The organism is Bacillus sp. MM2020_4, assembly GCF_011250555.1.
GTDB lineage: Bacteria > Bacillota > Bacilli > Bacillales > Cytobacillaceae > Neobacillus.
In genome coordinates this window covers 84,537-111,349 of record NZ_JAANMZ010000004.1, presented here as the reverse complement: position 1 = coordinate 111,349, position 26,813 = coordinate 84,537, and the positions used below count along the sequence as shown (strand labels likewise).

Here is a 26,813-nt window from a genome sequence, read left to right as displayed (position 1 = left end):
GTTTTTAGTTTACCCATATGTATTTGTTTGATTTAGTGAAATAGAGGCTTTTGTGGTACATTACATTTATATCAATAAGTGGTAGGGGGATCAATTAATGAGCTTACAAGCACAGATTATGAAAGATTTACATGTCAAATCAACTATTCAGCCGCAAGAAGAAATTCGAATGCGAATTGACTTTTTAAAAAATTATCTGTTAAAAACGAAGGCAAAAGGCTATGTATTAGGTATCAGTGGCGGACAGGACTCGACACTTGCGGGCCGTCTAGCACAAATGGCTGTGGAGGAATTACGGAAGGCAGGAACGGAAGCCTTGTTTATTGCGGTCCGGCTTCCCTACGGCGTTCAACAAGATGAGGAAGATGCGAAACTGTCGCTAGCTTTTATTCGCGCTGACCGTGAAACAAGCTTTAATATTAAAGCAGCAGTCAATGAGGTGCAAAGAGAATATGACCAGAGTTATGAGGGGAGCCCATTAAGCGATTATCATAAAGGCAATGTCAAGGCAAGGATGAGAATGATTGCTCAATATGCGATTGGCGGTATGGAAGGACTGCTTGTAATCGGGACAGACCATGCGGCGGAGGCGGTTACCGGCTTCTATACGAAGTATGGCGATGGCGGCGCAGATGTCCTGCCATTGACAGGCTTAACGAAACGGCAGGGCAAAGCATTGCTGAAAGAGCTGGGAGCAGATGAACGTTTATATTTAAAGGTTCCGACCGCGGACTTGCTTGATCAGAAACCGGGGCAAGCGGATGAAACTGAATTGGGGATCACCTATGATGAACTTGATGATTATCTCGAAGGTAAACCTGTTTCCAAAGAAGTGGCGGAAAAGGTTGAAAAACGCTATCTCCTAACGGAACATAAGCGGAATATGCCCGCCAGTTTGTTTGATGAATGGTGGAAATAAAATAGAGTACAATGGGAGATTACCTTTGAAAAAGGGTAATCTCTTCTTTTTTACGTTTCAATTGCTAGGTAACCGTTTGAGGTTACTAATTATTTTTTGTTCATATATTTTAGTTCTCTAATACTTTATCACGATAAAATTTTCCATTGACAAAGAATTGCTCCAGGCGTATCCTAGTTACATCATGAGTATATGGAAATCATAAAAAGAGAGAGTTGCAGCGAGAGGGGTTCTCACAATGGGGAAAACAAATCAATTAGGATTTTGGATATTAACGGCACTCGTCGTTGGCAATATGGTTGGTTCAGGAATTTTTATGCTGCCCAGGTCATTATCAGAGGCAGCTAGTCCGGCAGGGGTGATTATGGCTTGGCTGTTGACCGGCATAGGTGTTTTAATGATTGCCCTTGTGTTTGGTAATTTAGCGAAGCGTAAACCAGGCTTAACCGGCGGTCCGCAGATTTATGCGAAAGAACTTTTTAAATCAGGTTCACAGGCATCCATCCTATCAGGGTTTATGTCTTCTTGGGGATACTGGATTGGAAATGTGGCCGGGATTGTGGCCGTCATTACCACCTTCGCAAGCTACTTATCCACGTTCTTTCCGGTTCTAACAAGTAAGACTCCGTGGTTTACCATCGGCGGTTTCACCCTTATGGTCGGCAATGGACTAACGTTTATTGTTTGTTCGCTGATGTTATGGGGGATTCACTTGATCATTATGCGCGGGATGGAAGGTGCCGGCAAATTAAATTTTGTGGCGACAGCGGCAAAAGTTATCGGCTTTTTCTTATTTATCCTCATCGGTTTGTTCGCGTTTGAAAAAAGCAATATCCTCCCGTTCGTAGCCGTCAGGGCAGATGAGGCAGGACATGCCCTCGGGATGATGTCGCAAGTGAATAATGCTGCGGTGAACACATTATGGGCATTTATTGGTATCGAGACCGCGGTTGTGTTTGCCGGCCGTGCAAAGAAACAAAATGATGTTAAAAGAGCAACAATCCTTGGTTTATTTATAGCCCTTGCCATCTATATGGGGATCAGCACCCTTGTGATGGGGATGTTAGATCAAAATACGCTTATCCACTCTGACAAACCAATGATAGATGCAATTCAATCTGTTTTAGGACCACTTAGCGGCAAGGTGTTGGCGGCAATCGGCTTAATCAGTCTTTTTGGCTCAACGATCGGCTGGGTCATGCTAAGTGCGGAAGTGCCGTATCAAGCTGCAAAACAGGGAGTATTTCTCCCGGTTTTCTTAAAAGAAAATAAGAAGGGCCTGCCATCGTTTTCGCTTCTTCTGACAAGTGGAATTGGCCAGTTGTTCATTTTTTCAACGGTTTCAAAGTCGATTTCCGGTGCATTTGATTTTATTATTCTGATTGCTACGCTGGCTTATTTAGTGCCTTACTTTATTTCATCTATTTACCAGCTTAAATTGGTTATAACTGGTGAAACATATCAAGATGTTCGTTCACGGATCATAGATGGTGTGGTGGCATTACTTTCCACGATTTATTCAGTTTGGGTGATAATTGCTGGAACTGCGGATATTAAAACATTTACGTATGGCATTATCCTGCTCGCTAGCGGCATTCTGTTTTACGGACCGCTAAGGAAAAGGCGTAAAAGAATCGAACAAAAAGAAGCTCTTACCGCTTAACCTATCAGATCCTCTCTGATAGGTTTTTATTTTTTAGAAAAGGGTAAAATAAACCTAGTCTTTTTGAAATATATCTTTTGACAGGAAGTTAGGGATATTATATGATGATTAAATCCAAGAAGAACAATCAGAATTAGGGGGTTTACAGGTAACATGAAAAAACTAACGGTTATTTTTGCCTTATTATTAAGCTTTATGGTTGTATTGTCAGCATGCGGTACGAATGATGATAATGCTGAGAAAAATAAATCTGATAACAAAACGGCTGAAAAGGCTGACAAGGATTTATTGGCGAAGGTAAAAGATGAAGGGAAGCTTGTCATTGGTACAGAAGGTACATATGCTCCTTTCACCTTCCATGATCAAAGCGGAAAGCTTACCGGATTTGATGTCGAGCTTGCTGAGGAAGTAGCCAAGCGTTTAGGTGTGAAGGCAGAGTTCAAGGAAACACAATGGGATGCCATCTTTGCCGGCCTTGATGCGAAGCGTTTTGATATGATTGCCAACCAGGTGGGAATACGCCCGGACCGCCAGGAAAAATACGATTTCTCTGATCCGTATATTACATCTTCTGCTGTTCTAATCGCTGCAAAGGACAATGATAAAGTAAAATCATTTGCGGACATGAAGGGCTTAAATGCTGCTCAGTCGTTAACAAGTAACTATGGAGATATTGCGAGAAAGAACGGCGCTAATATTGTCGGGGTCGATGGTTTCCAACAATCAGTTGAATTGCTTGTACAGAAACGTGTCGATGTAACGGTCAATGATAAAATTTCCTTTTTAGATTATATGAAACAAAAGCCTGATGCACCGATCAAAATTGTTGCTACAGCAGACGACGCTTCAATAAGCGGATTTATGTTTAGAAAGAAAAATGACACACTCGTAGATGCTGTCAACAAAGCATTAAAAGAGATGATCGATGATGGCACATACAAAAAAATCTCTGAGAAATGGTTTGGTGTAGATGTACTTAAATAGTATTTTTGCTGACCCGGAACGAGCAGCAAGACTGATTGATATCGCCAAAACCTCCCTCCAGCCGATGCTGGAGGGTGCTATTATGAACACGATTCCCTTAACCCTTATTTCGTTTATTATTGGGATCATCTTAGCTGTTCTGACAGCCCTTGCTCGCATTTCCCATGTAAAGGCATTTCAGATCATTGCAAGGGTGTATGTTTCGGCCATCCGCGGGACACCTTTACTAGTGCAATTATTTATTATTTTTTATGGCCTTCCCAATATCGGGATAACGCTCGATCCATTTCTATCTGCTGTTATTGGGTTTTCGCTAAGTGTTGGTGCGTACGCGTCCGAAATAATCCGCGCTGCGATTCTTTCGATTCCAAAAGGGCAGTGGGAGGCCGGTTATTCAATTGGAATGACCTATACACAGGCATTAAAACGGATTATTTTGCCACAGGCTGCAAAGGTATCAATCCCGCCACTATCGAATACCTTTATTAGTCTTGTCAAAGATACATCATTAGCTTCACTTGTGCTTGTAACTGAGATGTTTCGCCGTGCCCAAGAAATTGCTGCAACCAATTATGAATTTTTGTTGGTCTATATCGAAGCGGCCCTCCTTTATTGGATAATCTGCTTTTTCCTTTCCATAATCCAAGGATTTATGGAAAAAAGATTGGATCGCTACGCATCATAGTAAGGGAGTTTTATGATGATTTCAATTAAAGGTTTATATAAACAATTCGGCCAATTAGAAGTTTTAAAGGGAATTGACCTCGAGGTGGAAAAAGGAAAAGTAGTGGTCATCATCGGTCCATCCGGTTCCGGGAAGACCACCATGCTCCGCTGTTTAAATGCGTTGGAGGTGCCTACCAAAGGGATGATTTCGATTGAAGGTCAAAGTTTGGATTTTTCAAAGGCCGTTCCGAAAAAGAATATTACTTCCTTCCGCCGGTTAACGGGAATGGTCTTTCAAGGGTACAATCTTTTTCCACATAAAACGGCCCTAGAAAATGTCATGGAAGGCCCAGTGATTGTTAAAGGGGAAAGTAAAGAGGCGGCACGCAAAAATGCCTCGGCACTTTTGGAAAAAGTCGGTCTTGGTGATAAGCAGGATTATTATCCTGCCCAGCTTTCAGGCGGCCAGCAGCAGCGTGTCGGGATTGCCCGGGCGCTCGCGATGGAACCGGAGGTCATGCTGTTTGATGAACCAACATCCGCCCTTGATCCCGAGCTTGTCGGCGAGGTGTTAAAAGTAATGAAGGATCTTGCCGCAGAAGGGATGACGATGATTGTCGTGACCCATGAAATGCGCTTCGCCCGCGATGCTGCCGATGAGGTCATTTTTATGGATCAGGGTGTCATTGTCGAACGAGACAAGCCAGCAGAGATTTTCACCAATCCAAAGGAAGAACGAACAAAGAAGTTTTTGAATATGATTCAGTAAGGTGCTGTAGCTCATGGGGGCTATGGCATTTTTTTATTTGTCGAAGATTGCTATATTATAAATTGGAAAATAATGATAAAATTGTATTATGTATGAAACCTTTTACATGTTTATCCGTATTACCTACCATACATAACCTACGGGGAAGGGAAGGATGCACTATGCCCTGAGTTTTCGTGAAATTCTAGTCAGAAGGTACACTTTCCTTTGTCTATTTACCATAATCAAAAAAGGATTGATGCTTATGGAACCTTTCAGCATACCTTTAGAAACAATTTATTTATATGGATTAATTATTTCTGGTGTTTTGACGGTAATCTATGTTTTATTTGCCGATGTGTTTCATTTTCACGGAGCAGGGGATGGCGGGCTGCACTTCCTAAACCCGGTCCTAATCTTTGCCTTCGTGACCATTTTGTCAGCGAGCGGTTACTTGTTTGAACGTTTGTCATCGCTGCATTATTTACTCATTTTGGCTATCTCTGCAGTCATCGCCATTATTGTGGTTACATTATTAAATGTCTTTGTTCTCTTGCCACTGTCTTCCGCGGAGGAATCACTTGTTTATAAAGAATCAGATTTACAAGGCCGAATTGGGACAGTCATTACCTCGATCCCAGCGGATGGCTTTGGTGAAGTGATGATTGAGAGTACAAGTGGAAGAATTGCTAAACCGGCTGCAAGCTTTGATGGCGACCAAATACCTAATGGAACAAGTGTGTTAGTTGTCCAGGTGAAAGATGGAGTGCTCCAGGTAACGGTTCATCATCAATTAGAAAGTTTTATATAGAGTAGGGGGAATAAAAAAATGGATTTTAACATTATTTGGGTTATCGTTGGGATTGTCGTACTTATTTTCCTAGCATTAATTGGCGTTTTTATTACAAAGTACAGGACTGCTGGACCGGATGAGGCCTTGATTGTAACTGGTAGTTTTCTTGGAAACGGAAATGTCCATGTAGATGAAGCTGGCAATAAAATTAAAATTATCCGTGGCGGCGGTAGCTTTATTTTACCAGTATTCCAGCAGGCAAAGCCGCTTAGCTTGTTATCTAGTAAACTAGAAGTTACCACACCAGAAGTATACACGGAGCAGGGTGTGCCGGTCATGGCCGATGGGGTTGCCATTATAAAAATTGGCGGTTCGATTAGTGAAATTGCTACTGCTGCTGAGCAGTTCCTTGGAAAGCCGAAGGAAGATCGTGAAAATGAAGCCAGAGAAGTCCTAGAGGGTCACCTACGGTCTATCCTCGGTTCGATGACGGTGGAAGAAATTTATAAAAATCGCGATAAATTTTCACAAGAAGTCCAACGGGTTGCCTCGCAAGATCTTGCTAAAATGGGTCTCGTGATTGTATCGTTCACCATTAAAGATGTCCGTGATAAAAATGGCTATCTTGATTCCCTCGGTAAACCACGGATTGCACAAGTGAAGCGTGATGCGGATATCGCCACAGCTGAAGCGGAAAAAGAAACCCGTATCAAAAAAGCCGAGGCTTCTAAGGAAGCAAAGCGTAACGAATTAGAGCGTGCAACAGAAATTGCTGAAGCTGAAAAAATTAACCAGTTAAAAATTGCTGAGTTCCGCCGCGAGCAGGATATCGCTAAAGCGAAAGCCGACCAAGCGTATGACCTTGAAACGGCTCGATCAAAGCAAGACGTTATGGAACAGGAAATGCAAATTAAGATTATTGAGAGACAGAAGCAAATTGAATTAGAAGAAAAAGAAATTCAACGCCGCGAGCGTCAATACGATTCTGAAGTGAAGAAAAAAGCGGATGCCGATCGCTATTCTGTCGAGCAATCCGCTGCTGCTAACAAGGCAAGAGAGATGGCCGAAGCAGAGGCAAATAAATACCGGATTGAAGCAATGGCAAAGGCGGAAGCGGAGCGGATTCGTCTCGACGGTCTTGCCAAAGCGGAAGCACAAAAGGCTCAAGGGTCATCAGAGGCAGAAATAATCCGTTTAAAAGGTTTAGCGGAGGCCGAAGCGAAGGAAAAAATCGCGGAAGCATTCGAACAATTCGGCCAAGCGGCCATTCTCGACATGGTTATCAAAATGCTTCCGGAATATGCGAAGCAAGTCGCTGCCCCATTGTCCAATATTGATAAAATTACCGTTGTCGATACGGGCGGCGGTTCAGGAGAAAATGGCGGTGCCAATAAGATTACCAGCTATGCAACCAATTTAATGGCAAGTCTGCAAGAGTCATTAAAGGCTTCAAGCGGGATTGACGTGAAGGAGCTAATCGAGAACTACTCTGGTAAAGGGAATGTAAGAAAGAGCATTGAGGAACTAACAGACGAAGTCAAGAATAAGACTGAATAAATACCACCAAAAAAACCTTATCCATTGATAAGGTTTTTTTGATAGTTTTGAGTGGGTCTAAATACCTAACTTTAGAATAGTGAAATTTCCTTATTTAATAGAGGAAAGGGTAAAAAGTGGATCTAAGCGGCTTTTTATGTGCTATAGTACCTAAGTTTCCCCTGATTTACTACTAAAGTGATTCTATTGTAATAGTTTACAACACTGAATTCAGACTATTTATAATATTCATACTCAACTGATAGAATAATAGAGCACCGTTTCTTTAAAGGAGCGGTCAGAGATATAGAGTATGGGGGGAATAATCAGTTGAAGAAGAAAAATACTTTAAAAGTCTTTTCCAGCCTTGCAGCTAGTACAATGGTAGCTACTACCATGTTTGCAGGCGCATTTGCTGGCAGTACGGTTGCACCAAAACCGGCATCTGCGGCAGCAACAGTCGAATCAGCTCCGATTGATTTAAATGTAGTGGATTTGGATCGCCTTGGTAAAGCATTGCAAAAAAGAGGGCTCATTGCAAAGAATGCAACACCTGCAGAAATTACCAAAGCTGCAAAGAACTACATAGAGAAAAAACAAGGCAAAAAGCCTGGTAAAGCAGGCAAGGCTCAAACGAAGGAAGAACAGAAGTTAGATAAAAAAGCAAAAGACTTTCTTACTAAACAAAAGGACAAGCTTGCGAAGCAGCTAGCCAAAGGTCATGAAAACTTCAAAAAAGGCAAGCCAAACGGGGCAGTTAAAGTAGATTCTGCCAAACAAGCTGCATATAACGGAGATGTACGAAAGGATGAAGTACTAGTTCTTTTAGTTGAGTATGCTGATTTTAAGCATAATAATGTCGAACAAGAACCTGGCTATATGTATGCAAGTGACTTCAGTAAAGAACACTATCAAAAAATGTTATTTGGCGATCAAGATTTTACCCTGTTCAATGGTGACAAGGTAAAAACGTTTAAACAATATTATGAAGAACAATCTGGCGGCAGCTATACGGTTGATGGAACTGTTTCAAATTGGCTGACAGTACCGGGAAATGCCGCAGATTACGGCAGTGATAGTCCGGAAGGCGGCAATGATAATATGCCAGGCACAAAAGGACCACGTGGATTTATTAAGGATTCCTTAAATGCTGCGGTTGCATCTGGAATTAACCTAGGAGATTACGATAATTTAGATATCTATGACCTTGATGGCGATGGAAATATTAATGAGCCGGACGGTTTGGTTGACCACTTAATGGTCATTCATGCTGGTGTTGGTCAGGAAGCAGGGGGCGGAGCTCTTGGCGATAATGCCATCTGGTCACACCGCTGGACATTAAATGGCGTTTACCCAGTTGCAAACACAACAGCTACAGTAGATTACTGGGGCGGAAATATGGCTGCATTCGATTATACAGTGGAGCCAGAAGATGGAGCAGTTGGTGTATTCGCACACGAATATGGTCATGACTTAGGTGCCCCGGATGAGTATGATACCCAATATACCGGCAATGGTGATACGGTTGCACAATGGTCTATTATGAGCGGCGGCAGCTGGAGCGGTCATATTGCCGGCACACAACCGCCAAGCTTCTCACCGCAGGTCAAAGAATTCTATCAAAAAACAATTGGCGGTAACTGGGCTAATATAACGGAAGTAAACTATGAAGATATCGATAAAAACGGTTTAGCAACAGTTATCGATCAGAGTGTCACAAAATCTAAGAACCCAGGTATCGTGAAGGTAAACTTGCCTAATAAGAGGGTTCCAGGCATTGCGCCAGAATTTGGGGCAAAATACTATTACAGTACAAAAGGGGATGACCTTCACACTGTTTTAGAAACACCAGTGTTTGATTTAACAAGTGCTACAACTGCAACGTTCGACTATAAACAGTGGTATGAGGTTGAAACTGATTATGATTATCTTTCAGTGAGTGCAGTAACTGAAGATGGCAAGAGCGTGGACCTAGATGTGATCGGTGATGAAAACACGGCAGGTGGGCTTGAAACTTCTCAAGGCAAATGGGTAGATGGAAAGCTTGATTTAAGCCAATTTGCAGGTAAAAAAGTAAAACTGGTATTTGAATATGTAACGGACGGCGGTCTTGCTCCAAACGGTTTCGCGCTTGATAACCTTTCATTAACAGTAGATGGGCAAGTTACGTTCTCTGACGATGCGGAAGATACACCTCAAGTATTCCTAAACGGTTTCGAAGTATCTGATGGCTGGATCAACAAACCACACTACTACTATCTAGAGTGGAGAAATTATGCTGGTTCTGATACAGCACTTCAATTCTCTCGTGACGCAAAATATAATACTGGTTTAGTAGTTTGGTATGGTGATGATACATTTACAGATAACTGGGGTGGCGTCCACCCAGGTGAAGGATTCCTAAGTGTAGTGGATTCACACCCTGAAGCACTTGTATTTAACCTAAATGGTAAGGACTCTATTAGCCAAACAACTCGCTACCAAGTGGCAGATGCTGCGTTCTCATTAGACAAGTCACCTGCATGGAGTGTAAATTCTCCAAGTCGTGGAATCTATGATTACAAAGGCCTTCCAAGCATAACGGAGTTTGATTCTACTAAATCGTATATTAACACAGTGATTCCTGATGCCGGAGTTAAAGTTCCTGCACAGTACCCACTTAAGGTCCAAGTCATCGGGGAAGCAAAAGATAACTCTGCTGGTGCAGTTTGGATCCATAAATAGGAAATGGAAGAGACATCGGAATTCACCGATGTCTCTTTTCTGGTTTTTAAAATCAAAAAAATAGGCGCCTCGTAAATCGCGGCACCCTAACTATAGGAAGAGAGAGGTTAAATTTGGGATGAGTAAGATGGCTACGAACCATGTACTACAACAACTTAACTACAATCACATTTTAGCGGGAAAAATTGAAGATGTTATGGAGAAGTTGTGGTGAATTTGTGAAGTTATAAAAATCACAGACCCAAGATGATATAGTAATGGTATGGGGAGTGGTGATTCATGAAGATTTTATTAGTTGACGATGAACTCAGAATCATAGAAGTTCTCGAAGCCTATTTAGAAAGAGAAGGCTATGAAATTCATAGTGCCGATAATGGAATTGATGCCTTGAAAAAAGCCAAAACAATCAACCCAGACTTAATCATATTAGATTTAATGCTGCCTGATATTTCAGGTGAAGAAGTTTGTCGCTTAGTACGAAAAGAGTCGGATGTGCCAATCCTGATGCTGACGGCAAAATCAGCTGAAGATGATCGAATCAACGGGATTGTCATGGGAGCCGACGATTATTTAACAAAGCCATTCAGCCCGCGGGAAGTGGTTGTCCGTGTCCAAGCGATTTTAAGACGAGTGAAAAAGACCGAGAAAATGGAGAGACTCGAATTTAATAGAAGGAAACTAGCCATTGATTTAATTAAAAAAGAAGTGATGGTAAACGGTGAGGATGTTACCTTAACACCGATTGAGTATAAATTGTTAACCAATATGGCAGTCAATCCCGGCCGAGTATACAGCCGGATGGATTTACTGGAAAAAATTCAAGATGCAGGGATGTATTATGAAGGGTATGAGCGGAGTGTCGATACGCATATCAAAAATCTTCGAAAAAAAATTGAATCAGATTCGCGGCAGCCAGATTTTATCGTAACTGTTTTTGGGATGGGCTATAAATTTGGAGGGGTCCTAGATGCTGCAAACACTCCGGTCTAAGATCCTGTTTTATCTAGTCCTCATCTCAATGATTGGCATTTTAATTGTCAGCTTTTTTATTCAATATGGCTTTGAGGAAAGTTTTCATAGTTATTTAGACCGTAATCGTGAAAAAAAGATAGATCGAATTATTACTGAAATTGAGAAAGACTATCGAAAAAATGGCCATTTTACCAGTGATCCGGTGTTTGGACTGCTCCATGAGCATGCAATGACAGATCAGCTTTATTTTCAATTATATGACCGCTTTGGGCAAATTCAGATGGATTCTTCCAATATTCGTGGCATGTTGAATAGCTTTGGCTTAACAGAACCAGCACCTGATGAGGAAGAGTGGCACTCCAAAACCTATACACTCAAAATCGATCATGCTATTATTGGGAAACTTGTGGCCATCTACCCAGAGGGATTAATTGACGATGAATACACATTTATCCAAACTATTCAGTTATATATTTTAGCTGCCGTCTGTCTAACGATTGTGCTGGCAATTGTCTTTAGCATGATTTTTTCAAAAAAATTAACCTCTGGATTGAAAAAACTGTCATTTGCGGCTGGTGAGCTGCAACAGCATAACTTGGATATCCGCATTCCTTTATCAGGCTTGCCCACAGAGGTAAAGCAGATTGCCATATCCTTCAATAATCTTGCTGAATCACTGGCAAAGGAGGAAATGCTCCGGAAGCAATTTACCGGTGACCTGGCTCACGAATTAAGGACGCCGCTTGCCACATTAAGGAGCCAGATTGAAGCCTTTCAGGACGGGATCTGGGAGCCAACACCACAACGGTTAGAGGTAAGTCACGAAGAACTGATGCGCTTAGTACGGCTCGTGAATGAATTAGAAAAATTATTAGCGGCCGAGAATCCGCAAATCAGGCTGGAAAAGATCGAACTTGAAGCCGGTAGTGTATTGGCAGCCTTATGGGAAATGTTTTTGCCTATTTTTAAAGAAAAAGGTGTTGAGCTGCAAATTGAAGAGCCTGCTCAAGAAGAAATATTTGCGGCAGATAAGGATCGCTTAATGCAAATCCTTTCCAATATCCTCAATAATGCCCTGAAGTACACACCAGAAGGGAAGAATGTGACGATATCGGTGATGACAGAAAAGGAAGGGTATGTAGGCTTTAGGATTCAAGATGAAGGTTCGGGGATGAAGGAGGAGGATATCCCGCATATCTTCGAGCGCTTTTATCGCGGTGACAAATCCCGTGACCGCAAAACGGGCGGTGTCGGAATCGGCCTTTCGATTGTAAAAGCCTTGATGGATTCCCATAAAGGCATCATCAAGGTTAAAAGCAGGTTGAATAAGGGAACCAGTATCATCCTATGGTTTCCACGGGAAGACTAAAAGGCCGCCTATCTGAAGCGGCCTTAATACTATTTTAACAGGTCTTTGATAGTGTATATTTTCCCACTTTCAACCTCGCCGCTTAGAACGAGATCGACTAAGGCATTAGCGACCACATCTGCCTTTAAAAGCAGGTTCTTTTCTTTATATTCTTTAAACTGTTCTAGATCTTTAAATGCCTCCTCGTGGGACGAACGAATCGTTTCCTGCATGTTCGTATCCATCACACCAGGGCTAAACGCAATAATTTTGTTGGTTGTGTTCAACCCGACTTGCTCTATTGCAGCGGTCTGCGTGAACATATTTAATCCCGCCTTTGCGCTGCAATACACACTCCAGCCTTCTATCGAACGAACTGCCGCACCTGAGGATACATTAATAACCGTTACCTTTGTATTGGTTAATTGCGCCTTGTTAAAAAATAAATTTGTAATCAGAATCGGTGCAATTAAATTGACCTGAATGTTCCCGATGATTGGCGTTTGGTCTAAATGACCAACTTTTTGGATGGGATCAATCACACCGGCATTATTAAATAGAAGAATTTCTTTCGGATCCTTTTGAAAAATACAATGGGCAATTTCCATGAAAACTTCCTGAACTTCCTGTTCTAATGAAAGATTACAGGAAAGATGCTTATAATCAATTCCATGTTTGATTGCCAGACTTTTAATTTCTTCATTCTCTGTCCGTGAAACCGAAACGACAGAGATTTGTTCACGAATAAGTCGTTTAGCAATCGCTTCACCTAAACCTCTTGATGCACCGGTAATGATTGCGTATTTCATCGTACTACTCCCCCTTTGGATCCAGTTACATTATGTATCTCCATTTTATGTCTCACAAATTTTTAAAGCAAATTAGAAATGCGCAAGTGCCCTGGTCAGCGGCGTATGGCCTGGAGCGCTCCAACTGAGATAAAGGAAACACGAAGAGCCGGAGGCGATTCGATGTTGACTTATCGTAGGGCGGAGAGCGAAGGACACTAGCCGCTAGGGCGCTGGAGCTGGACTATTCTCAAAGTCGAAATTTATACTTTCGTATCTCTAAAAAGGCAGTCCCAATGGGAACTGCAAGTTAACGTGCTAAGGGATAAAGTGAAACTTCAATCAGTGGAGGGGCTTTCCCCACTGATTGTTAGTTGAACCAATCGGGCATTTGCGGGCAGTATTACCTTAACAAGACTTTTCCGCTTTTATTAAAACTTTTAAAAGGAAATTTACTGCCCGTTTATGCGGGATAAAATTTCTTCCACTCATTTAGGAAGGATTGAGTGGAAGAATTAGGATGTTCTAGGACCCGAGGGGTGGGCCCGGATTGCTTCACTTCACCATTCACGATAATGGCCAGCCGATTCGTGAGGTAATTAATTTCCATTAAATCATGGCTGACAAACACGGCTGTTGTTTGGGCCTTTTCGATAATGCCCTTGAAATCTTCCATTAACTTTATTTTGGTCGGAAAATCCAATGCGGAAAAAGGCTCATCAAGAAAGAGAATCTCCGGTTCAACAATCATCGCCCGCGCTAAGTTGACGCGCTGCGCCTCGCCGCCGGATAAATACAGCGCATTTTTTTTGGCCAAATGGCTGATGCCAAACAGCTCCATCCAATGGGCCACTTTGTCCTTTATAATGCTTTTCGGAACCTTTCGTAACGTTAAACCAATTGCGATATTATGAAAAACAGTTCCATCTAACAGCAACGATTGCTGGAGGGCAATCGAGAACTTCCGCCGTAAACCGAGCGGGGCATTTCCCTTGGGAATGCTCTGCCCACGAAAAAGAATATCACCGCTCGTTTGCTGATCGAGAAATGCTAACAGCTTTAACAGAGTACTTTTCCCGGCGCCATTTGGCCCCATAATTCCGAGAAATTCGCCATCATAAACCTGGAATTCCTGAATATCAAGAATCGTTTTCATATGGGCGTTAAAAGTAATATTTTTTAGCTCAATTAACGGGTTCATGATATTCGCTTCCTTTGCTGTAAAAATGTTAAGGCGGCCGTAATCAATAGGGCAACAGATAATAGAATAAACGAAAGAGCTAAGGCAATGTCAAAGTTCCCTTTGGAAACTTCCATCACAATCGTTGTGGTTAAGATTCGCGTATCGCCCTGAATATTACCGCCGACCATCATCGCGGCACCAACCTCTGCAATGACGCGTCCAAAACCAGCCATTACCGCCGCTAAAATGGCAATTTTTAATTGCTTAATAAGAATCATTAATGTCTGCAGCTTTGTAGCTCCGAGCGCTTTAATTTGTAAGAGCATCTTCTCACTGATTTGCTGAAATGCTGTGCATGTCAGGCTCGTGACAATCGGCAGACTGACTAATATTTGTGCCATCACAATCGCTGTCGGTGAATAGAGCAGGGTTAAGTCGCCTAATGGACCAGAACGCCATAACAGCATCGTAATCCATAGTCCGGCAACAACCGGGGGCAGGCCCATACCAATATTGATCAATAATAATAGAATCCTGCGCCCTTTGAATCTAGTTAAACCAAGGAAAATCCCTAGCGGCAATCCAATCAGAGTACTAATTAGAATGGAAATGAGACAGACCTTAAGCGTCAACCAGGTAATCGCAAAAATTTCTTGATCACCGGATAAGATCATTTCTATCGCTTTTTTGAGTCCATCTAGTAGTAGTTCCATACTTACAATGCCTCCAGGATGCCATGCGCCGCTGATCAGGGCGCTTGCGCTTTTAAAATTACTCCGTATATTTAAAGAATAGGGATTGTCCGTATTCTTTCTTACCGAAGTTTTCGATTACGTCTTGTGTTTTCGCATCTACCATAAAGTTTACAAACTTTTCGGCATCTTTGCTATTCACTTTATCATGTTTTTCAGGATTTACTTGCATAACGTGATAAATATTCATTAAATCATTTCCGCCCTCAACGGCAATCTTGAGAGTATCCAAATTCTTTTCTTGGGCGAGCCATGTGGCACGGTCAGTTAACACATAGCCTTTTTTCTCGGCTGCAACCTGAAGAGTTTGTCCCATGCCTTGTCCTGTAGATACATACCAATCACCGGCTGGTTGAACGGCGGCAGCAGTCCAGATGCCAAGTTCTTTCTTATGTGTACCAGAGTCGTCACCGCGTGAAACGAAAATGGATTTTGTATCAGCTAATTTTTTGAAAGCACCTTTGATATCATCCCCACTTACACCTGCTGGGTTTTCCTTTGGTCCTACTAAAATAAAGTCGTTATACATCACACGTTTGTAGTTAATGGCATCACCAGCATCAACAACTGCTTTTTCAGCTGCTGGGGCATGAACAAGAAGGACATCTGCTTCCCCTTTTGTCCCCATTTCCAAAGCTTGACCTGTACCAACTGCAATTGGTTTTACTTTTACATTATATTCTTTTTCAAACATGGGAAGTAAAACATCGAGCAGGCCGCTGTCCTGTGTGCTCGTTGTTGTTGCCAAAATCATTTCTGTTGGAGCCGGTTTTGGTGCAGGTTTCTTTGTCTCTTTTGCGGCAGCATCTTTTGAGTCGGAATTTCCGCAAGCCGATAAAACTAGGAGCATTAAAGCAAATAGTACGATGAATAAGCGATTTTTCTTCATACGAGTTCCTCCGTTTGAGTAGTTTGATAGATGATTTTTCCTAGAGCTTGAATCGAATAGCCTTCTAAATCTTGTAGGCTATTTTTGAAATTGGCAGATTGTAAGTAATGAATTAAATCTGTTAAGCTTTGTTTGTTCTCATCTGTAAAACGGAAAACGAGATCAAACTGTTCCGTTGCTACTGGCACGAAATCAAGCCCTAAGTGGCTGGCGGCAGATTGAATACCAAAGGTCACATCGGCAATGCCCCTGCTAATGTAAGAAGCCGCCGACAAATGGTTCCATTCTTCATTGCCGTACCCGTTGATTTTACTAGGGGCAATTCCACAGCTTGAAAGCTTGGAATCTAGTAAAAATCTTGTCCCCGACCCTTTTTGGCGGTTAATAAATTGAATATCTTTTCTCGTTAGATCGGAAAAATCAAGAATACTCTTTGGATTTCCTTTCGTGACAATTAAGCCTTGCTCTCTTTCGGCCAATCTCACCACTAAAATCGATTCGTAGACAAACAGTTGATGGATGAATGGCAGATTATACTCTTGTGATGCTGGGTCTAATAGATGAATGGCTGCAATATCGGATTGTCCGCGATAAAGCATCATCAGCCCTTCTAAACTGCCAATGAAGGAAGGCAGAATTTGCATATGTAACGCTTGTCCCGCTTGTTTGGCAAAATGTTCGACAAGGAAGTCATGACTGCCGGAAAGCCGGATTGGCGCGTTAGTCTTGCTCCTCGTGATTATTTGTTCCGGTGGCTGTTTTTTTGCAGGAGCCTTCATGTTCTCTTTAAATCTTTCTATTTCGGTATGTTCAATTCTCATTTTATTACCGATTTTAAAGGCTTGCAGCTCGCCTCTTTTTATCAGCTCATAAACAGTATGTTTTGAGATTTGAAAGATTTGTGCGACCTCATCGGGCGTATACGCTTTCACATCCATTTAGTAACCTCCTTTTCCCGTTTATTTTAGTAAAAGAATAGCATAATAAATGTGACTTTTGTTAAGTTTTGTTAAGTTTCATTTAGTTTTGTTTAGAATTGTCACAAATAGTTCAAAGGAATCACCCAGAATTCACAATTTTTCCATATCGTTCAATGGTGAGCAAGAAAGTTTGTTGTAAAATAATAATAGTGGAGAAAATTGTAGCTAAAGGGAAGGGATGTACATGTCAAAACTTTTGTATATTACAGCAAATCCGAAAAATGATAGTAAGTTATCTAAAGGGATGCAAATTGGAGAGGTATTTTTAGAGGAGTTTAAGGCAGCGCAACCGGATGTAGAAATTGAACGCTGGCACTTATATGATATGGATATCCCCGATATTGATATGGATCTGTTATATGCTCGCGCAAAATTATCGTTCATGGGTTATACGAAGGAGCAGCTATCGGAAGCAGAACGGACAAAGCTAGAAAACATGCATGCACTAGCCGATCGCTTTATCGCTGCGGATTATTATGTGTTTGTCACACCGATTTGGAATCTAGGTGCCCCGTCGATTTTGAAAAAGTTTATTGATAATTTATTTATTGTAGAAAAGACATTTACCAATACGGAAGCAGGACCAAAAGGACTCTTGACCGGCAGGAAAGCCCTCCACATTCAAACCCGTGGCGGCATTTATTCCAGCGGCCCAATGGTGGAATTCGAAATGGGGGATCGGTACCTCCAAAAGGTATTTCAATTCCTCGGATTTGAAATTTTTGATACTGTCGTTGCCGAAGGAATGGATCATTTTCCGAAAAAGGTTCCGGAAATTATGGCAAAAGCGAAGGAAGAAGCAGCGGCAGCAGCAAGAGAAATGGCAAAACAGCCTGTTAATAGCTAAAAAAGAACGACTCGATTGCCTCGAGTCGCTTTTTTATGTTAGAACTTCCCTGTAAATTGGAAAAATAACACGAGTAGGCCTAGCGCCCATACATAAATCGCAAACGGCTTTAAAGAATGATTCTTCAAGTAACCAATCATCCATTTCACGGCAATATATCCAAAGATAGCCGAGGCGATGATGCCGACAAGCAAGGCAGATAAAGAGATTTCTTCTCCTTGGCCGCCAAGTAAATCCTTCGTTTGTAAGACAATCGCGCCGGCAATCGCGGGTGTCGATAATAAGAAGGAGAAATAAGCGGCCGTTTCCCTGTCTAATTTTCGCCAAAGTGCCGCAACAATCGTCATGCCGGAACGGGAAATTGCCGGCATAATCGCAACCGCTTGAAATGTTCCAATGATAAGGGCATCTTTGTAGTTAATATCATCCATTTTCTTATAACCATTTTTTGCGGAATCGGCGAGCCACAGGAATAACCCGGTAATTAAAAACTCCCAGCCAATCGTCACCCCTGTCTTTGAAATCTCATCAATATAATCCTTAAAGGCAAGTCCAAAAATGACCGCGGGCAGTGTCCCCACAATCAATAAAAACGTTAATTTGCTAAAAGGATTTTTGATGATTTTGATAAATTCAGCTTTATAAAAAACAAAGACTGCCAAGAGTGTGCCGACATGAAGCATCGTATCGAGCAAAAGCCCCGCTTCCTGTAAGCCGAATAAATTCCTTCCTAAATAAAGATGTCCGGTACTGCTGATCGGCAAAAATTCCGTTAACCCCTGAATAATCCCGAGGATCAATGCTTCTAGTTTTGTTAACATAAGGTCCCTCACATTCTAAAGTATTCATATGCCTGTACAATTTAAAGATATGCAAATATCTTTAAATTAATGAAATTTCTCCTATAAGGTAAATAAAAATAATAAGCTGTTAGAACAAAATAAGTGCAAATGAAACACTACCTCCCATAAAATAGAACTATAGCCTTTTGGAGAGGGGATAAACGTTTGGAAACGAAACATCTGCATTTTAATACATCCATCGGTGTCAAGAAACCGGAAAATATTCGAAACAAAGAGCAGGCCTGCCCATTTTGCGAAAGAGACAAACTGACGGATCTCATCGCTGTGGATGGATCCATTATTCTTTTGAAAAATAAATATCCTGTATTAGAAAATGCCTACCAAACCGTATTAATAGAAACAGACGATTGTCACGCAGATTTATCAACCTATTCAAAAGAGCATCTACATAAATTGATTAGGTTCGGCTTGCGGCATTGGTTAGCAATGGAGGAAACCGGCAACTATCATTCGGTCATTTTTTTCAAAAACCATGGACCATTGTCTGGTGGGACGCTCGCCCATCCACATATGCAGATCATTGGTTTACATGATATTGATTACAAAGAAACGGTAACCCATGAAATGTTTGAGGGGATTGTGATTGCCGAAGCAGATAGTGTTCGGTTTACACTGTCGACAAAGCCTCGCGTGGGGTTTTATGAATTTAATGTAGAAATGCCGGATACCGCCTATCAAGAGAAGTTTTCGGAATATATGCAGATGGCGGTCGACTATATCCTAAACCATTTTCCCTTCAGAGCAACAAGCTACAATGTATTTTTTCATCATATTGACGATAAAATCTATGCGAAAATTGTTTCCCGTTTTGTCACCACCCCACTTTATATTGGCTATGGCATCCCCCAGGTACCAAGTAATTTACAGTGGATGGCAGAAGAAGTGAGAAAAATTTATTTTACTATGTAAATAAAACCATTATAGGGTTAGAAGTTGAGATTTGTTGTTATTAAAAATATAATGAAGAAATGGACAAGTTCTTAGTAAGGTGGAACGTAAATGACTTCAAAAAATAACGCAACTTCAAAACTCGATTATAATCTGGTATTTATATTGATCTTACTTTTCTTAGCTAGCTGTTTGGCCATTTATAGTGCGCAGGCGAGCGGGCAGTACAAGGAAAATTTCTTAATTAAGCAAATTGTGTGGTATGGTGTCGGCGGCGGGATTATCGCAGCTGTTATGACGCTTGATTCCGACCAGCTGCGAAAGCTCACCTGGTATGCCTATGGATTTGGTATTTTCCTGCTTTGTTTTCTAATTGTTGCACCAGCAAGTATCGCTCCGGTTATCAACGGTGCGAAAAACTGGTTCGTGCTTCCAGGGATTGGCTCTTTGCAGCCATCGGAGTTTGTCAAAATCTTTATTATCTTAGGTTTGGCACGGGTTATCGATCAACATCATCAAAAAAATGTGGTCAAGACCATGCAGTCTGATTTCTGGCTTATGATCAAAATGGGGATTGTCGCAATGGCTCCATTAGTGCTGATCATTAAGCAGGACTTGGGAACAGCACTCGTCTTTATTGCCATTTTGATAGGGATGATTTTTATCTCTGGTATTTCGTGGAAGATATTGGTGCCGATGTTTTCTGCAGGGGTAGTCCTGATTGGAACTGTTTTTTATTTTGTCCTATGGAATCCCGACTTTTTGGCAAAGTATCTTGGCGTGGGCGAGTACCAGCTTCGCCGGATTTATTCATGGCTTGATCCATATAGCTATCAAGGGACGGATGCCTACCAGCTGACGAAATCCCTGCTTGCCATTGGCTCAGGGCAAACAGGCGGCAAAGGGTTCGGCAACCGCGAAGTTTATTTACCGGAAAGCCAAACCGATTTTATCTTTAGTGTGGTCGGCGAGGAATATGGCTTTATTGGTGCGAGCGTATTAATCAGTTTATTTTTCTTATTGATCTACCATATTACAAAAGTTGGCATGGAAACGAAGAATAACTTTTATACGTATATTTGTGTCGGGGTCATCAGTATGATTACCTTCCACGTTTTCCAAAATATTGGGATGACGATTGGCGTCCTGCCAATCACAGGAATCCCGCTGCCGTTCATCAGCTACGGCGGGAGCGCGTTAATGGGGAACATGCTCGCACTGGGCCTGATTTTTTCGATTCGCTACCATTATAAAAAATACATGTTTTCGACAACAGCATAAAAGGGCGAGATCGGTTTCGCTCTTTTTTTGCTTTAAAAAGGGGTTTGGCGGAATCCGAGTGCAGTTTGGCGGAATTAATCCGGAAGTTGGCGGAATAAATTCTAAGTTTGGCGGAATCCACATCTAGCTTGGCGGAAATCCGACTCAAGTTGGCGGAATCCACAAGATTTTAACAAAAATCCAAAACAAGGACCGCCCATCACATAGGCGGTCCTTGAAGCTTATTTTTTCAAAAAGATCTTTTCAATATCATCAAGCATCAGGTTGGCAGCAAGGACGCCGCCTGCGGTATTCCAAATCGTATCGCTCACTTTGTGAACTTCACCCTTCTTAGCTACCTCTAGATTCTTGAACAATGGATCATTAATCCATTCTTTCTCCAATTCAGAACCTTTGCCATCACCTGTTTCATACGTGAAGTAGAAAAGAATATCTCCTTCCATTGCTGGAATCCGTTCCTTCGTCACGTTTCTTTCGGCAAAATCCTCAACATTTTGACTTTCCGGACGGGCGAAGCCAAGGTCATCTAAGATAACACCTGAGAAGGTATCTTTGTGATAAATACGAACCTCGCCGGCCATAAAGCGGACCATAGACACCTTCATATTTTTCTGATCACCAAGTTTTTCTTTCATGTCAGCAATGCGGGCGTCATATTTTTCAATGACTTCATTGCCTTTATCTACCTTATTAAGTGCTTTAGCATATAACTTAAAGTTCTCTTTCCAATCACCACGAAGGGTTTCCGCAAATACAGTTGGTGCAATCGCTTTTAATTGATCGTAAATTTTTTCCTGACGCATTTTATTACCGATAATCAAATCAGGCTTCAGTGCTGCTATGGCTTCTACGTTTACTTCACTTTCCACCCCAACTACCTTTACATCTTTCATCTTATCGGCAATATGATCATACCAAGGATCACCGGTAAAAGATTTAACAGCACCGACAGGAGTTACCCCCATTGCCAAAAGTGCTTCCGTTCCTTCGTTCGTGAGAATGACGACTCTTTTTGGGGTACCCTTAATAGGAGTAGAACCCATTGCATGTTCAACGGTATAGGACGTTTCTTCCGTTGTTTTTGGTGTATCTTTCTTGTCTGTTGTCTTTTCCTCATTTCCACCACAAGCCGCTAATAAAAGAAGCGCCATGACCGAGAAAAGAGAAAGAACTGTTTTTACTGACTTCATATAAGTATGTATCCTCCTTTTATAAATGTAAATGATAATCATTTTCAATGACATTTTTATCATAATGTGCCTTACACAAGTTGTCAATGACTAATTGAAAGTGATTATCAAATTCATTGACAATGGTTATCAATTAAAGATAGACTAATGGTAATGAACAATAAAGCTGGTAGGAAGGTTTCATGCAAATGCTGTTAAAAAATATATCATTAAAATGGGTTGGATTTATAACCGCGGTTCTAGTCATGCTTCTATTAATGTGTGCCAGTGTTATTTTCGGCTATACAGATACTAGCTGGCGAACGGCAATTGATTCCTTTACGCATTATAATGGCTCAAACGAACATATTATTATTCAAACTGTTAGACTTCCACGTGCGTTAATTGCATCAGCAGTAGGGGCAAGCCTAGCAATAGCAGGGGTTTTGATGCAAACATTAACCAAGAACCCGCTCGCTTCACCGGGAATCTTCGGGATTAATGCCGGGGCAGGCTTTGCCGTCGTTGCGGCGGTTACCTTATTTTCAGTCAATGATTTAACAGCCTTCAACGGTCTCGCCTTTCTTGGCGCAACAGTTGCGGCGATTAGTGTTTACGGGATTGGTTCCTTCGGCCGGGAGGGATTAACACCGATGAAGCTTACCTTGGCGGGTGCTGCAATAGCCGCAATGTTTTCATCTTTTACCCAAGGTTTACTGGTTGTAGATGAAGCGGCACTTGAGCAGGTATTGTTTTGGCTTGCCGGGTCTGTACAAGGCCGGAAGCTTTCGACGCTTATGTCCGTGTTACCATTTATCGGCATTGGCTGGTTAGGTGCCGTTCTGATTGCTGGAAAAATGAATATCCTGTCCATGGGGGAAGATGTCGCAAAGGGTCTTGGGCTCAACACAGGATTAATTAAAATTGCCATTGGTGTGATAGTCATTTTATTGGCCGGTGGTTCCGTGGCAGTGGCAGGGCCGATAGGCTTCGTCGGAATCGTCATTCCCCATATTGCGAGGTCGATCATTGGTATTGATCATCGCTGGGTAATTCCTTTATCTGGTGTTCTGGGGGCAATCCTGTTACTTGCCGCCGATATCGCTGCACGATATATTTTAATGCCCTCCGAAGTACCTGTCGGAGTCATGACAGCCATTATTGGAACTCCATTCTTTATCTACATTGCGAGAAGGGGGTTCAATGGCCGATGAGTAAATATAAAAATTTTCGTCCGTTTAAGGGCAAACTGTCCTTTTTAATCGACCAAAGGGCTGCATTTATCTTTATCATTCTGCTACTTGTTACTTTCATCGTATTTGTAACTAGTACCGGTATAGGGGAAATGAAAATTAACCCGTTAACTGTGGTTAAAGTTTTATTTGGTGGCGGCCCTGAAATGGAAAAGCTAATCATTACATCCTTTCGTTTACCACGAATTATTGTCGCCTTAATGGTAGGAATGTCTTTAGCGGTAGCGGGCGGCATCTTACAAGGGATGATTCGTAACCCGCTCGCCTCACCGGATATCCTTGGGATTACCGGGGGAGCCGCAGTTGCGGTAGTGGCCTTCTTAGCCCTATTTAGTGACAAAAATAATGCGTTAACCGTCAGCATAGCCTGGTTGCCGTTAGCCGCCTTTTTGGGTGCAGGGATTGTGGCGCTGCTCGTTTACTTCCTAGCCTGGAAAAATGGGGTCTCGCCAATTAGACTTGTATTGATTGGTATTGGGATTTCCACCTTGATGCAGGCGTTAACGACTTTAATGATGATTATGGGGCCGATTTACCAGGCAAGCCAAGCAAATATTTGGATTACGGGCACGGTTTATGGATCCAATTGGAAAAATGTAGCGACACTTGTTCCGTGGACGGTCATTTTTCTCATCATTGCCATGGTGGCAGCAAGAGCGATTAATATTCAAGAGCTTGGTGATGAGGTGGCAACCGGTTTAGGTGGCAAGGTGCAGAAACAACGTTTTCTACTGTTAATGATCAGTACCGCCTTGATTGGCAGTTCGGTCGCTTTTGCCGGGGGCATTGGCTTTGTTGGGTTAATGGCACCGCATATGGCCCGAAGGTTAGTGGGATCGTCCTTTGGCGCATTGCTTCCGACCTCAGCGCTACTGGGCGGAATCTTAGTGATGGTGGCAGATTTAATCGGTCGAACGATGTTTTCACCGTTAGAAGTGCCTGCCGGAGTGTTTACGGCCGGAATCGGCGCACCGTACTTTATTTACTTACTATTTAAAACGAGGAATGCTTAAGATAAAAGTCATAAAGGAGCTGGCAGGATGATGAATGCGATTGAAACGAAAAATTTATCCCTCTCCTACGGAGAGACACTCATTATTAATGAGCTGGATTTGAAAATTCCAAAGGGTGAAATTACCGTTTTTATTGGCGGGAATGGCTGCGGGAAATCCACTTTGCTTCGTTCAATTGCCCGTCTCCTAAAGCCGAAGTCCGGGGGAGTCCTCCTTGAGGGAAAGGCAATTGCTAAGCTTTCTACAAAAGAAATTGCCAAAAAGATGGCTATACTGCCGCAGTCACCGACTGCTCCGGAGGGGTTAACCGTTCTTCAACTCGTCAAACAAGGTCGTTACCCGCATCAAACCTGGCTCAAACAATGGTCTGAGGAAGATGAAAAAAAGGTCAATGATGCCCTTAAAGCCACTCGTTTGGAAGAGTTAAAAGGGAGAACAGTTGATTCTCTTTCCGGAGGGCAGAGACAGCGGGCATGGATTGCGATGACTTTGGCACAGGATACGGATATTATCCTTTTGGACGAACCGACGACATATTTGGATATGACCCACCAAATTGAAATTCTTGATTTGCTGTTTGAATTAAATGAAATGAAAAATAGAACCGTTGTGATGGTGCTTCACGACCTCAACCTTGCCTGCCGCTATGCCCATAATGTGGTTGCCATTAAGGACAAGAAGGTTTACGCACAAGGGAAACCCGAGCATGTCATCAACTGCGGCTTGGTCAAAAATGTCTTTGGCATGGACTGTGAGGTAACGATGGATCCGCTATTTGGGACTCCATTGTGCATCCCTTACGGTAAAGGCAGATGTATTATTGATAAGGCGGTAGCGATAAATGGCTAACCCAATGACAGATCAAGAAAGAATTCAGTTAAAAAAATACAGGTTCCAGGCCAGTTTAAATGATTCCGTCAGCGTCGCCAAACTGCTGGATGAGTCGTTCCTCAAGGACTATTTGAAAAAATTAGCAGAGACGCTCGGGGCACCGAATGAAAAAGTAGCGGCATCGATTTTTATCAAAAGGTATGCCTTCATAGCAGTAATGGCGCTTTATGCGATGACCGCCTGGAATAAAAAATTGAATGTGTCATTGGAAAACGTGGAGATGGAGCTACCGATACAAGGGGAAAATTGGCTCCCGTCCTTAACTTTGATGGATTCAGCTGTGGAAGAATTGGACGCAAGTGAGAATCGTTCAGAATGGCGCGATCGTATTCTGAAGGATCTGTTTGCGAAAAATATTTATCCCATTATTGCGCAGATGGAAAAAACAGTCAGAATTTCTAAACTGATTCTGTGGGAGAATATCGCTATATACATATTCTGGCTTTATGAAAGTGAATGGAAAGATAGCGAGAATGCTAACGTGAGAGATGATTTTCGCTATTTATTGCTAGAAGCAGAAGGACAACTGTTTGGGGATTACCATTTAAACCCATTGCATAAATACTTTACTGAAAAGACGTATGTAGAAGAGCGAGATGAAGAGATTAGAATTAGAAAGACTTGCTGTTTTACCTATCAGCTACCTGCAGGGAAACGCTGCAAAACATGTCCATGTACTCATTTGGCGAAAGATGGAAGGTGTCATGATGGAGAAAGTATTTGCGGAGCAGTTCAACGCTTTGCTTGAAAAATATAGTGAACTATTAGTGGGAGAATCCGATGCTGAAACAAAGGAAAAGGTAAAGGCCTGGGCGCTGTACTCTCATATTGCCAAGTCGATGCCGGCATTAATCAACCATTGGAGTTCACTATACCCTGATGCACGGGAAGAAATGAAGCAAATGATTCAGGAAATTAAACAATTGAATGAAGAACATCGGAAATCGACGGAAAAATAAGAAACCGGAGGATTTTAAATCCTCCGGTTTCTTATTTTATTGCAGCGTCCCGCCATTAGGAAATTGATTGGTATACCCTTGGAATTGCTGATACGATTGTTGCAGTTTCTGCTGGTCAGCTGCTTCAATGGCATACCAGCCTTTTTGGAACATCAAATTATAAAGATCGCGCTGGCATTGCTCAGTTTCGTTGAAAATTTGCATGATATCCTGGTATAGCCCTTGATGACTCGCCTCATGCATTGCCATGCTATAGGAAGTCGTCATATATTTCTCTGTTGTCAATAAATCGTTAATGAAATCACGATCATTCATTTGCGGTGTCTTTGGTACTTGCGTTTCTGGATTTTGAATTTTTTGCTGGTTTTGATTCATCATAAAAACCTCCATTTCTCATTGCATGTTGTTTAACGGCTGTTGCTGACTAGCGTGCTGACCCATGTGTTGAAGGAGCTGCTGGTAATGACGTTGATGCATTTGCCCGCATTTTGCCGCTGCTGCTTTTACCTCAGGATCCTGACATTGGCCGGCAAAGAAGTGTGCCTTTTTGGCAGATAGTAAATTCCATGACATCATGTCGGTTAAGTAAAGTGCATCTTTTGTTGAAACCACCCCAGGGGGCTGCTGCATCTTCATTTGTTGGTTTTGTGCATTCATGTTTGGCATACTCATATTTTGCTGCTGCATCGTTATCCCTCCGATTT

Annotated in this window: 27 protein-coding genes; 18 read left to right on the top strand and 9 right to left on the bottom strand. The window is 42.1% G+C overall.

Annotated elements, in window-relative coordinates:
• Positions 1 to 97: 97 nt before the first annotated feature.
• The 10 genes from nadE (at position 98) to G6554_RS05365 (ending at position 12,374) form a co-directional block, all read left to right on the top strand.
• Positions 98 to 919, top strand: coding sequence for an ammonia-dependent NAD(+) synthetase (gene nadE, locus G6554_RS05410; RefSeq protein ID WP_166239533.1), 822 nt, complete (start codon positions 98 to 100; stop codon positions 917 to 919).
• A gap of 238 nt (positions 920 to 1,157) precedes the next feature.
• A complete protein-coding gene (locus G6554_RS05405; RefSeq protein ID WP_166239531.1) occupies positions 1,158 to 2,582 on the top strand; it encodes an amino acid permease in 1,425 nt (474 codons plus the stop codon).
• Positions 2,583 to 2,735: 153 nt separating this feature from the next.
• Positions 2,736 to 3,566: an amino acid ABC transporter substrate-binding protein gene (locus G6554_RS05400; protein ID WP_166239529.1), complete on the top strand. Its 831-nt coding sequence runs from the start codon at positions 2,736 to 2,738 to the stop codon at positions 3,564 to 3,566.
• Positions 3,553 to 4,251: an amino acid ABC transporter permease gene (locus G6554_RS05395; RefSeq protein WP_166239527.1), complete on the top strand. Its 699-nt coding sequence runs from the start codon at positions 3,553 to 3,555 to the stop codon at positions 4,249 to 4,251. Before G6554_RS05400 ends, G6554_RS05395 begins: the two co-directional genes overlap by 14 nt.
• A gap of 15 nt (positions 4,252 to 4,266) precedes the next feature.
• Positions 4,267 to 5,001, top strand: coding sequence for an amino acid ABC transporter ATP-binding protein (locus G6554_RS05390; protein WP_166239711.1), 735 nt, complete (start codon positions 4,267 to 4,269; stop codon positions 4,999 to 5,001).
• A gap of 244 nt (positions 5,002 to 5,245) precedes the next feature.
• The gene (locus G6554_RS05385) at positions 5,246 to 5,791 is read left to right on the top strand and encodes an NfeD family protein (protein WP_166239525.1); all 546 of its coding nucleotides are present in this window, start codon (positions 5,246 to 5,248) and stop codon (positions 5,789 to 5,791) included.
• An 18-nt stretch (positions 5,792 to 5,809) separates the two neighbouring features.
• On the top strand, positions 5,810 to 7,330 hold the full coding sequence (locus tag G6554_RS05380) for a flotillin family protein (protein WP_166239523.1): 1,521 nt from the start codon (positions 5,810 to 5,812) through the stop codon (positions 7,328 to 7,330).
• A 360-nt stretch (positions 7,331 to 7,690) separates the two neighbouring features.
• Entirely contained in the window at positions 7,691 to 10,033 is a 2,343-nt protein-coding gene (locus G6554_RS05375; protein ID WP_166239709.1) for an immune inhibitor A domain-containing protein, read from the top strand.
• A gap of 279 nt (positions 10,034 to 10,312) precedes the next feature.
• The gene (locus G6554_RS05370; protein WP_166239521.1) at positions 10,313 to 11,023 is read left to right on the top strand and encodes a response regulator transcription factor; all 711 of its coding nucleotides are present in this window, start codon (positions 10,313 to 10,315) and stop codon (positions 11,021 to 11,023) included.
• Positions 11,001 to 12,374 (top strand): HAMP domain-containing sensor histidine kinase, encoded by a 1,374-nt coding sequence (locus tag G6554_RS05365; RefSeq protein WP_166239519.1) that lies wholly within the window; start codon positions 11,001 to 11,003, stop codon positions 12,372 to 12,374. The genes G6554_RS05370 and G6554_RS05365 overlap by 23 nt, the downstream gene beginning before the upstream one ends.
• 29 nt (positions 12,375 to 12,403) lie before the next feature.
• Here G6554_RS05365 and G6554_RS05360 read toward each other — a convergent pair whose 3' ends face one another.
• The 5 genes from G6554_RS05360 to G6554_RS05340 form a co-directional block, all read right to left on the bottom strand.
• Positions 12,404 to 13,162 carry a (S)-benzoin forming benzil reductase gene (locus tag G6554_RS05360; protein WP_166239517.1) on the bottom strand — a complete coding sequence of 253 codons (759 nt, stop codon included), beginning with the start codon at positions 13,160 to 13,162 and terminating at the stop codon, positions 12,404 to 12,406.
• Positions 13,163 to 13,604: 442 nt separating this feature from the next.
• Complete coding sequence (locus G6554_RS05355; RefSeq protein ID WP_166239515.1) at positions 13,605 to 14,342, bottom strand: ABC transporter ATP-binding protein; 738 nt, start codon at positions 14,340 to 14,342, stop codon at positions 13,605 to 13,607.
• Positions 14,339 to 15,037, bottom strand: a complete 699-nt coding sequence (locus G6554_RS05350; RefSeq protein ID WP_166239513.1) for an ABC transporter permease — start codon at positions 15,035 to 15,037, stop codon at positions 14,339 to 14,341. Before G6554_RS05350 ends, G6554_RS05355 begins: the two co-directional genes overlap by 4 nt.
• 58 nt (positions 15,038 to 15,095) lie before the next feature.
• Positions 15,096 to 15,965 carry an ABC transporter substrate-binding protein gene (locus G6554_RS05345; RefSeq protein ID WP_166239511.1) on the bottom strand — a complete coding sequence of 290 codons (870 nt, stop codon included), beginning with the start codon at positions 15,963 to 15,965 and terminating at the stop codon, positions 15,096 to 15,098.
• Complete coding sequence (locus tag G6554_RS05340; protein ID WP_166239509.1) at positions 15,962 to 16,903, bottom strand: substrate-binding domain-containing protein; 942 nt, start codon at positions 16,901 to 16,903, stop codon at positions 15,962 to 15,964. Before G6554_RS05340 ends, G6554_RS05345 begins: the two co-directional genes overlap by 4 nt.
• A gap of 226 nt (positions 16,904 to 17,129) precedes the next feature.
• Here G6554_RS05340 and G6554_RS05335 point away from each other — a divergent pair, with 226 nt between their 5' ends.
• On the top strand, positions 17,130 to 17,792 hold the full coding sequence (locus tag G6554_RS05335) for an FMN-dependent NADH-azoreductase (protein WP_166239507.1): 663 nt from the start codon (positions 17,130 to 17,132) through the stop codon (positions 17,790 to 17,792).
• A gap of 38 nt (positions 17,793 to 17,830) precedes the next feature.
• Here G6554_RS05335 and G6554_RS05330 read toward each other — a convergent pair whose 3' ends face one another.
• Entirely contained in the window at positions 17,831 to 18,613 is a 783-nt protein-coding gene (locus G6554_RS05330; RefSeq protein WP_166239503.1) for an undecaprenyl-diphosphate phosphatase, read from the bottom strand.
• Between the two features lie 186 nt (positions 18,614 to 18,799).
• Here G6554_RS05330 and G6554_RS05325 point away from each other — a divergent pair, with 186 nt between their 5' ends.
• Both G6554_RS05325 and G6554_RS05320 read left to right on the top strand, forming a co-directional pair.
• Positions 18,800 to 19,564 (top strand): DUF4931 domain-containing protein, encoded by a 765-nt coding sequence (locus tag G6554_RS05325; RefSeq protein ID WP_166239501.1) that lies wholly within the window; start codon positions 18,800 to 18,802, stop codon positions 19,562 to 19,564.
• A gap of 90 nt (positions 19,565 to 19,654) precedes the next feature.
• The gene (locus G6554_RS05320; RefSeq protein WP_166239499.1) at positions 19,655 to 20,824 is read left to right on the top strand and encodes an FtsW/RodA/SpoVE family cell cycle protein; all 1,170 of its coding nucleotides are present in this window, start codon (positions 19,655 to 19,657) and stop codon (positions 20,822 to 20,824) included.
• Between the two features lie 221 nt (positions 20,825 to 21,045).
• Here G6554_RS05320 and G6554_RS05315 read toward each other — a convergent pair whose 3' ends face one another.
• Positions 21,046 to 22,014 (bottom strand): ABC transporter substrate-binding protein, encoded by a 969-nt coding sequence (locus G6554_RS05315; RefSeq protein WP_166239497.1) that lies wholly within the window; start codon positions 22,012 to 22,014, stop codon positions 21,046 to 21,048.
• Positions 22,015 to 22,202: 188 nt separating this feature from the next.
• On the opposite strand from G6554_RS05315, the gene G6554_RS05310 reads away from it, so the two are divergent.
• From G6554_RS05310 to G6554_RS05290, 5 genes are read left to right on the top strand one after another with little or no spacing between them, the layout of a single operon-like run.
• Complete coding sequence (locus tag G6554_RS05310) at positions 22,203 to 23,207, top strand: FecCD family ABC transporter permease (RefSeq protein WP_166239707.1); 1,005 nt, start codon at positions 22,203 to 22,205, stop codon at positions 23,205 to 23,207.
• The gene (locus G6554_RS05305; protein WP_166239495.1) at positions 23,204 to 24,259 is read left to right on the top strand and encodes a FecCD family ABC transporter permease; all 1,056 of its coding nucleotides are present in this window, start codon (positions 23,204 to 23,206) and stop codon (positions 24,257 to 24,259) included. The genes G6554_RS05310 and G6554_RS05305 overlap by 4 nt, the downstream gene beginning before the upstream one ends.
• Positions 24,260 to 24,289: 30 nt before the next feature.
• Complete coding sequence (locus G6554_RS05300) at positions 24,290 to 25,108, top strand: ABC transporter ATP-binding protein (RefSeq protein WP_166239705.1); 819 nt, start codon at positions 24,290 to 24,292, stop codon at positions 25,106 to 25,108.
• Complete coding sequence (gene fhuF / locus G6554_RS05295) at positions 25,101 to 25,898, top strand: siderophore-iron reductase FhuF (RefSeq protein WP_166239493.1); 798 nt, start codon at positions 25,101 to 25,103, stop codon at positions 25,896 to 25,898. The genes G6554_RS05300 and fhuF overlap by 8 nt, the downstream gene beginning before the upstream one ends.
• Positions 25,858 to 26,109: a DUF2573 family protein gene (locus tag G6554_RS05290; protein ID WP_166239703.1), complete on the top strand. Its 252-nt coding sequence runs from the start codon at positions 25,858 to 25,860 to the stop codon at positions 26,107 to 26,109. Before fhuF ends, G6554_RS05290 begins: the two co-directional genes overlap by 41 nt.
• Before the next feature lie 36 nt (positions 26,110 to 26,145).
• Here the strand turns inward: G6554_RS05290 and G6554_RS05285 are convergent, their stop codons facing one another.
• Together G6554_RS05285 and G6554_RS05280 are read right to left on the bottom strand one after the other, a co-directional pair.
• The gene (locus G6554_RS05285; protein WP_166239701.1) at positions 26,146 to 26,484 is read right to left on the bottom strand and encodes a spore coat protein; all 339 of its coding nucleotides are present in this window, start codon (positions 26,482 to 26,484) and stop codon (positions 26,146 to 26,148) included.
• A gap of 18 nt (positions 26,485 to 26,502) precedes the next feature.
• Positions 26,503 to 26,796 carry a hypothetical protein gene (locus G6554_RS05280; protein WP_166239491.1) on the bottom strand — a complete coding sequence of 98 codons (294 nt, stop codon included), beginning with the start codon at positions 26,794 to 26,796 and terminating at the stop codon, positions 26,503 to 26,505.
• Positions 26,797 to 26,813: the final 17 nt, after the last annotated feature.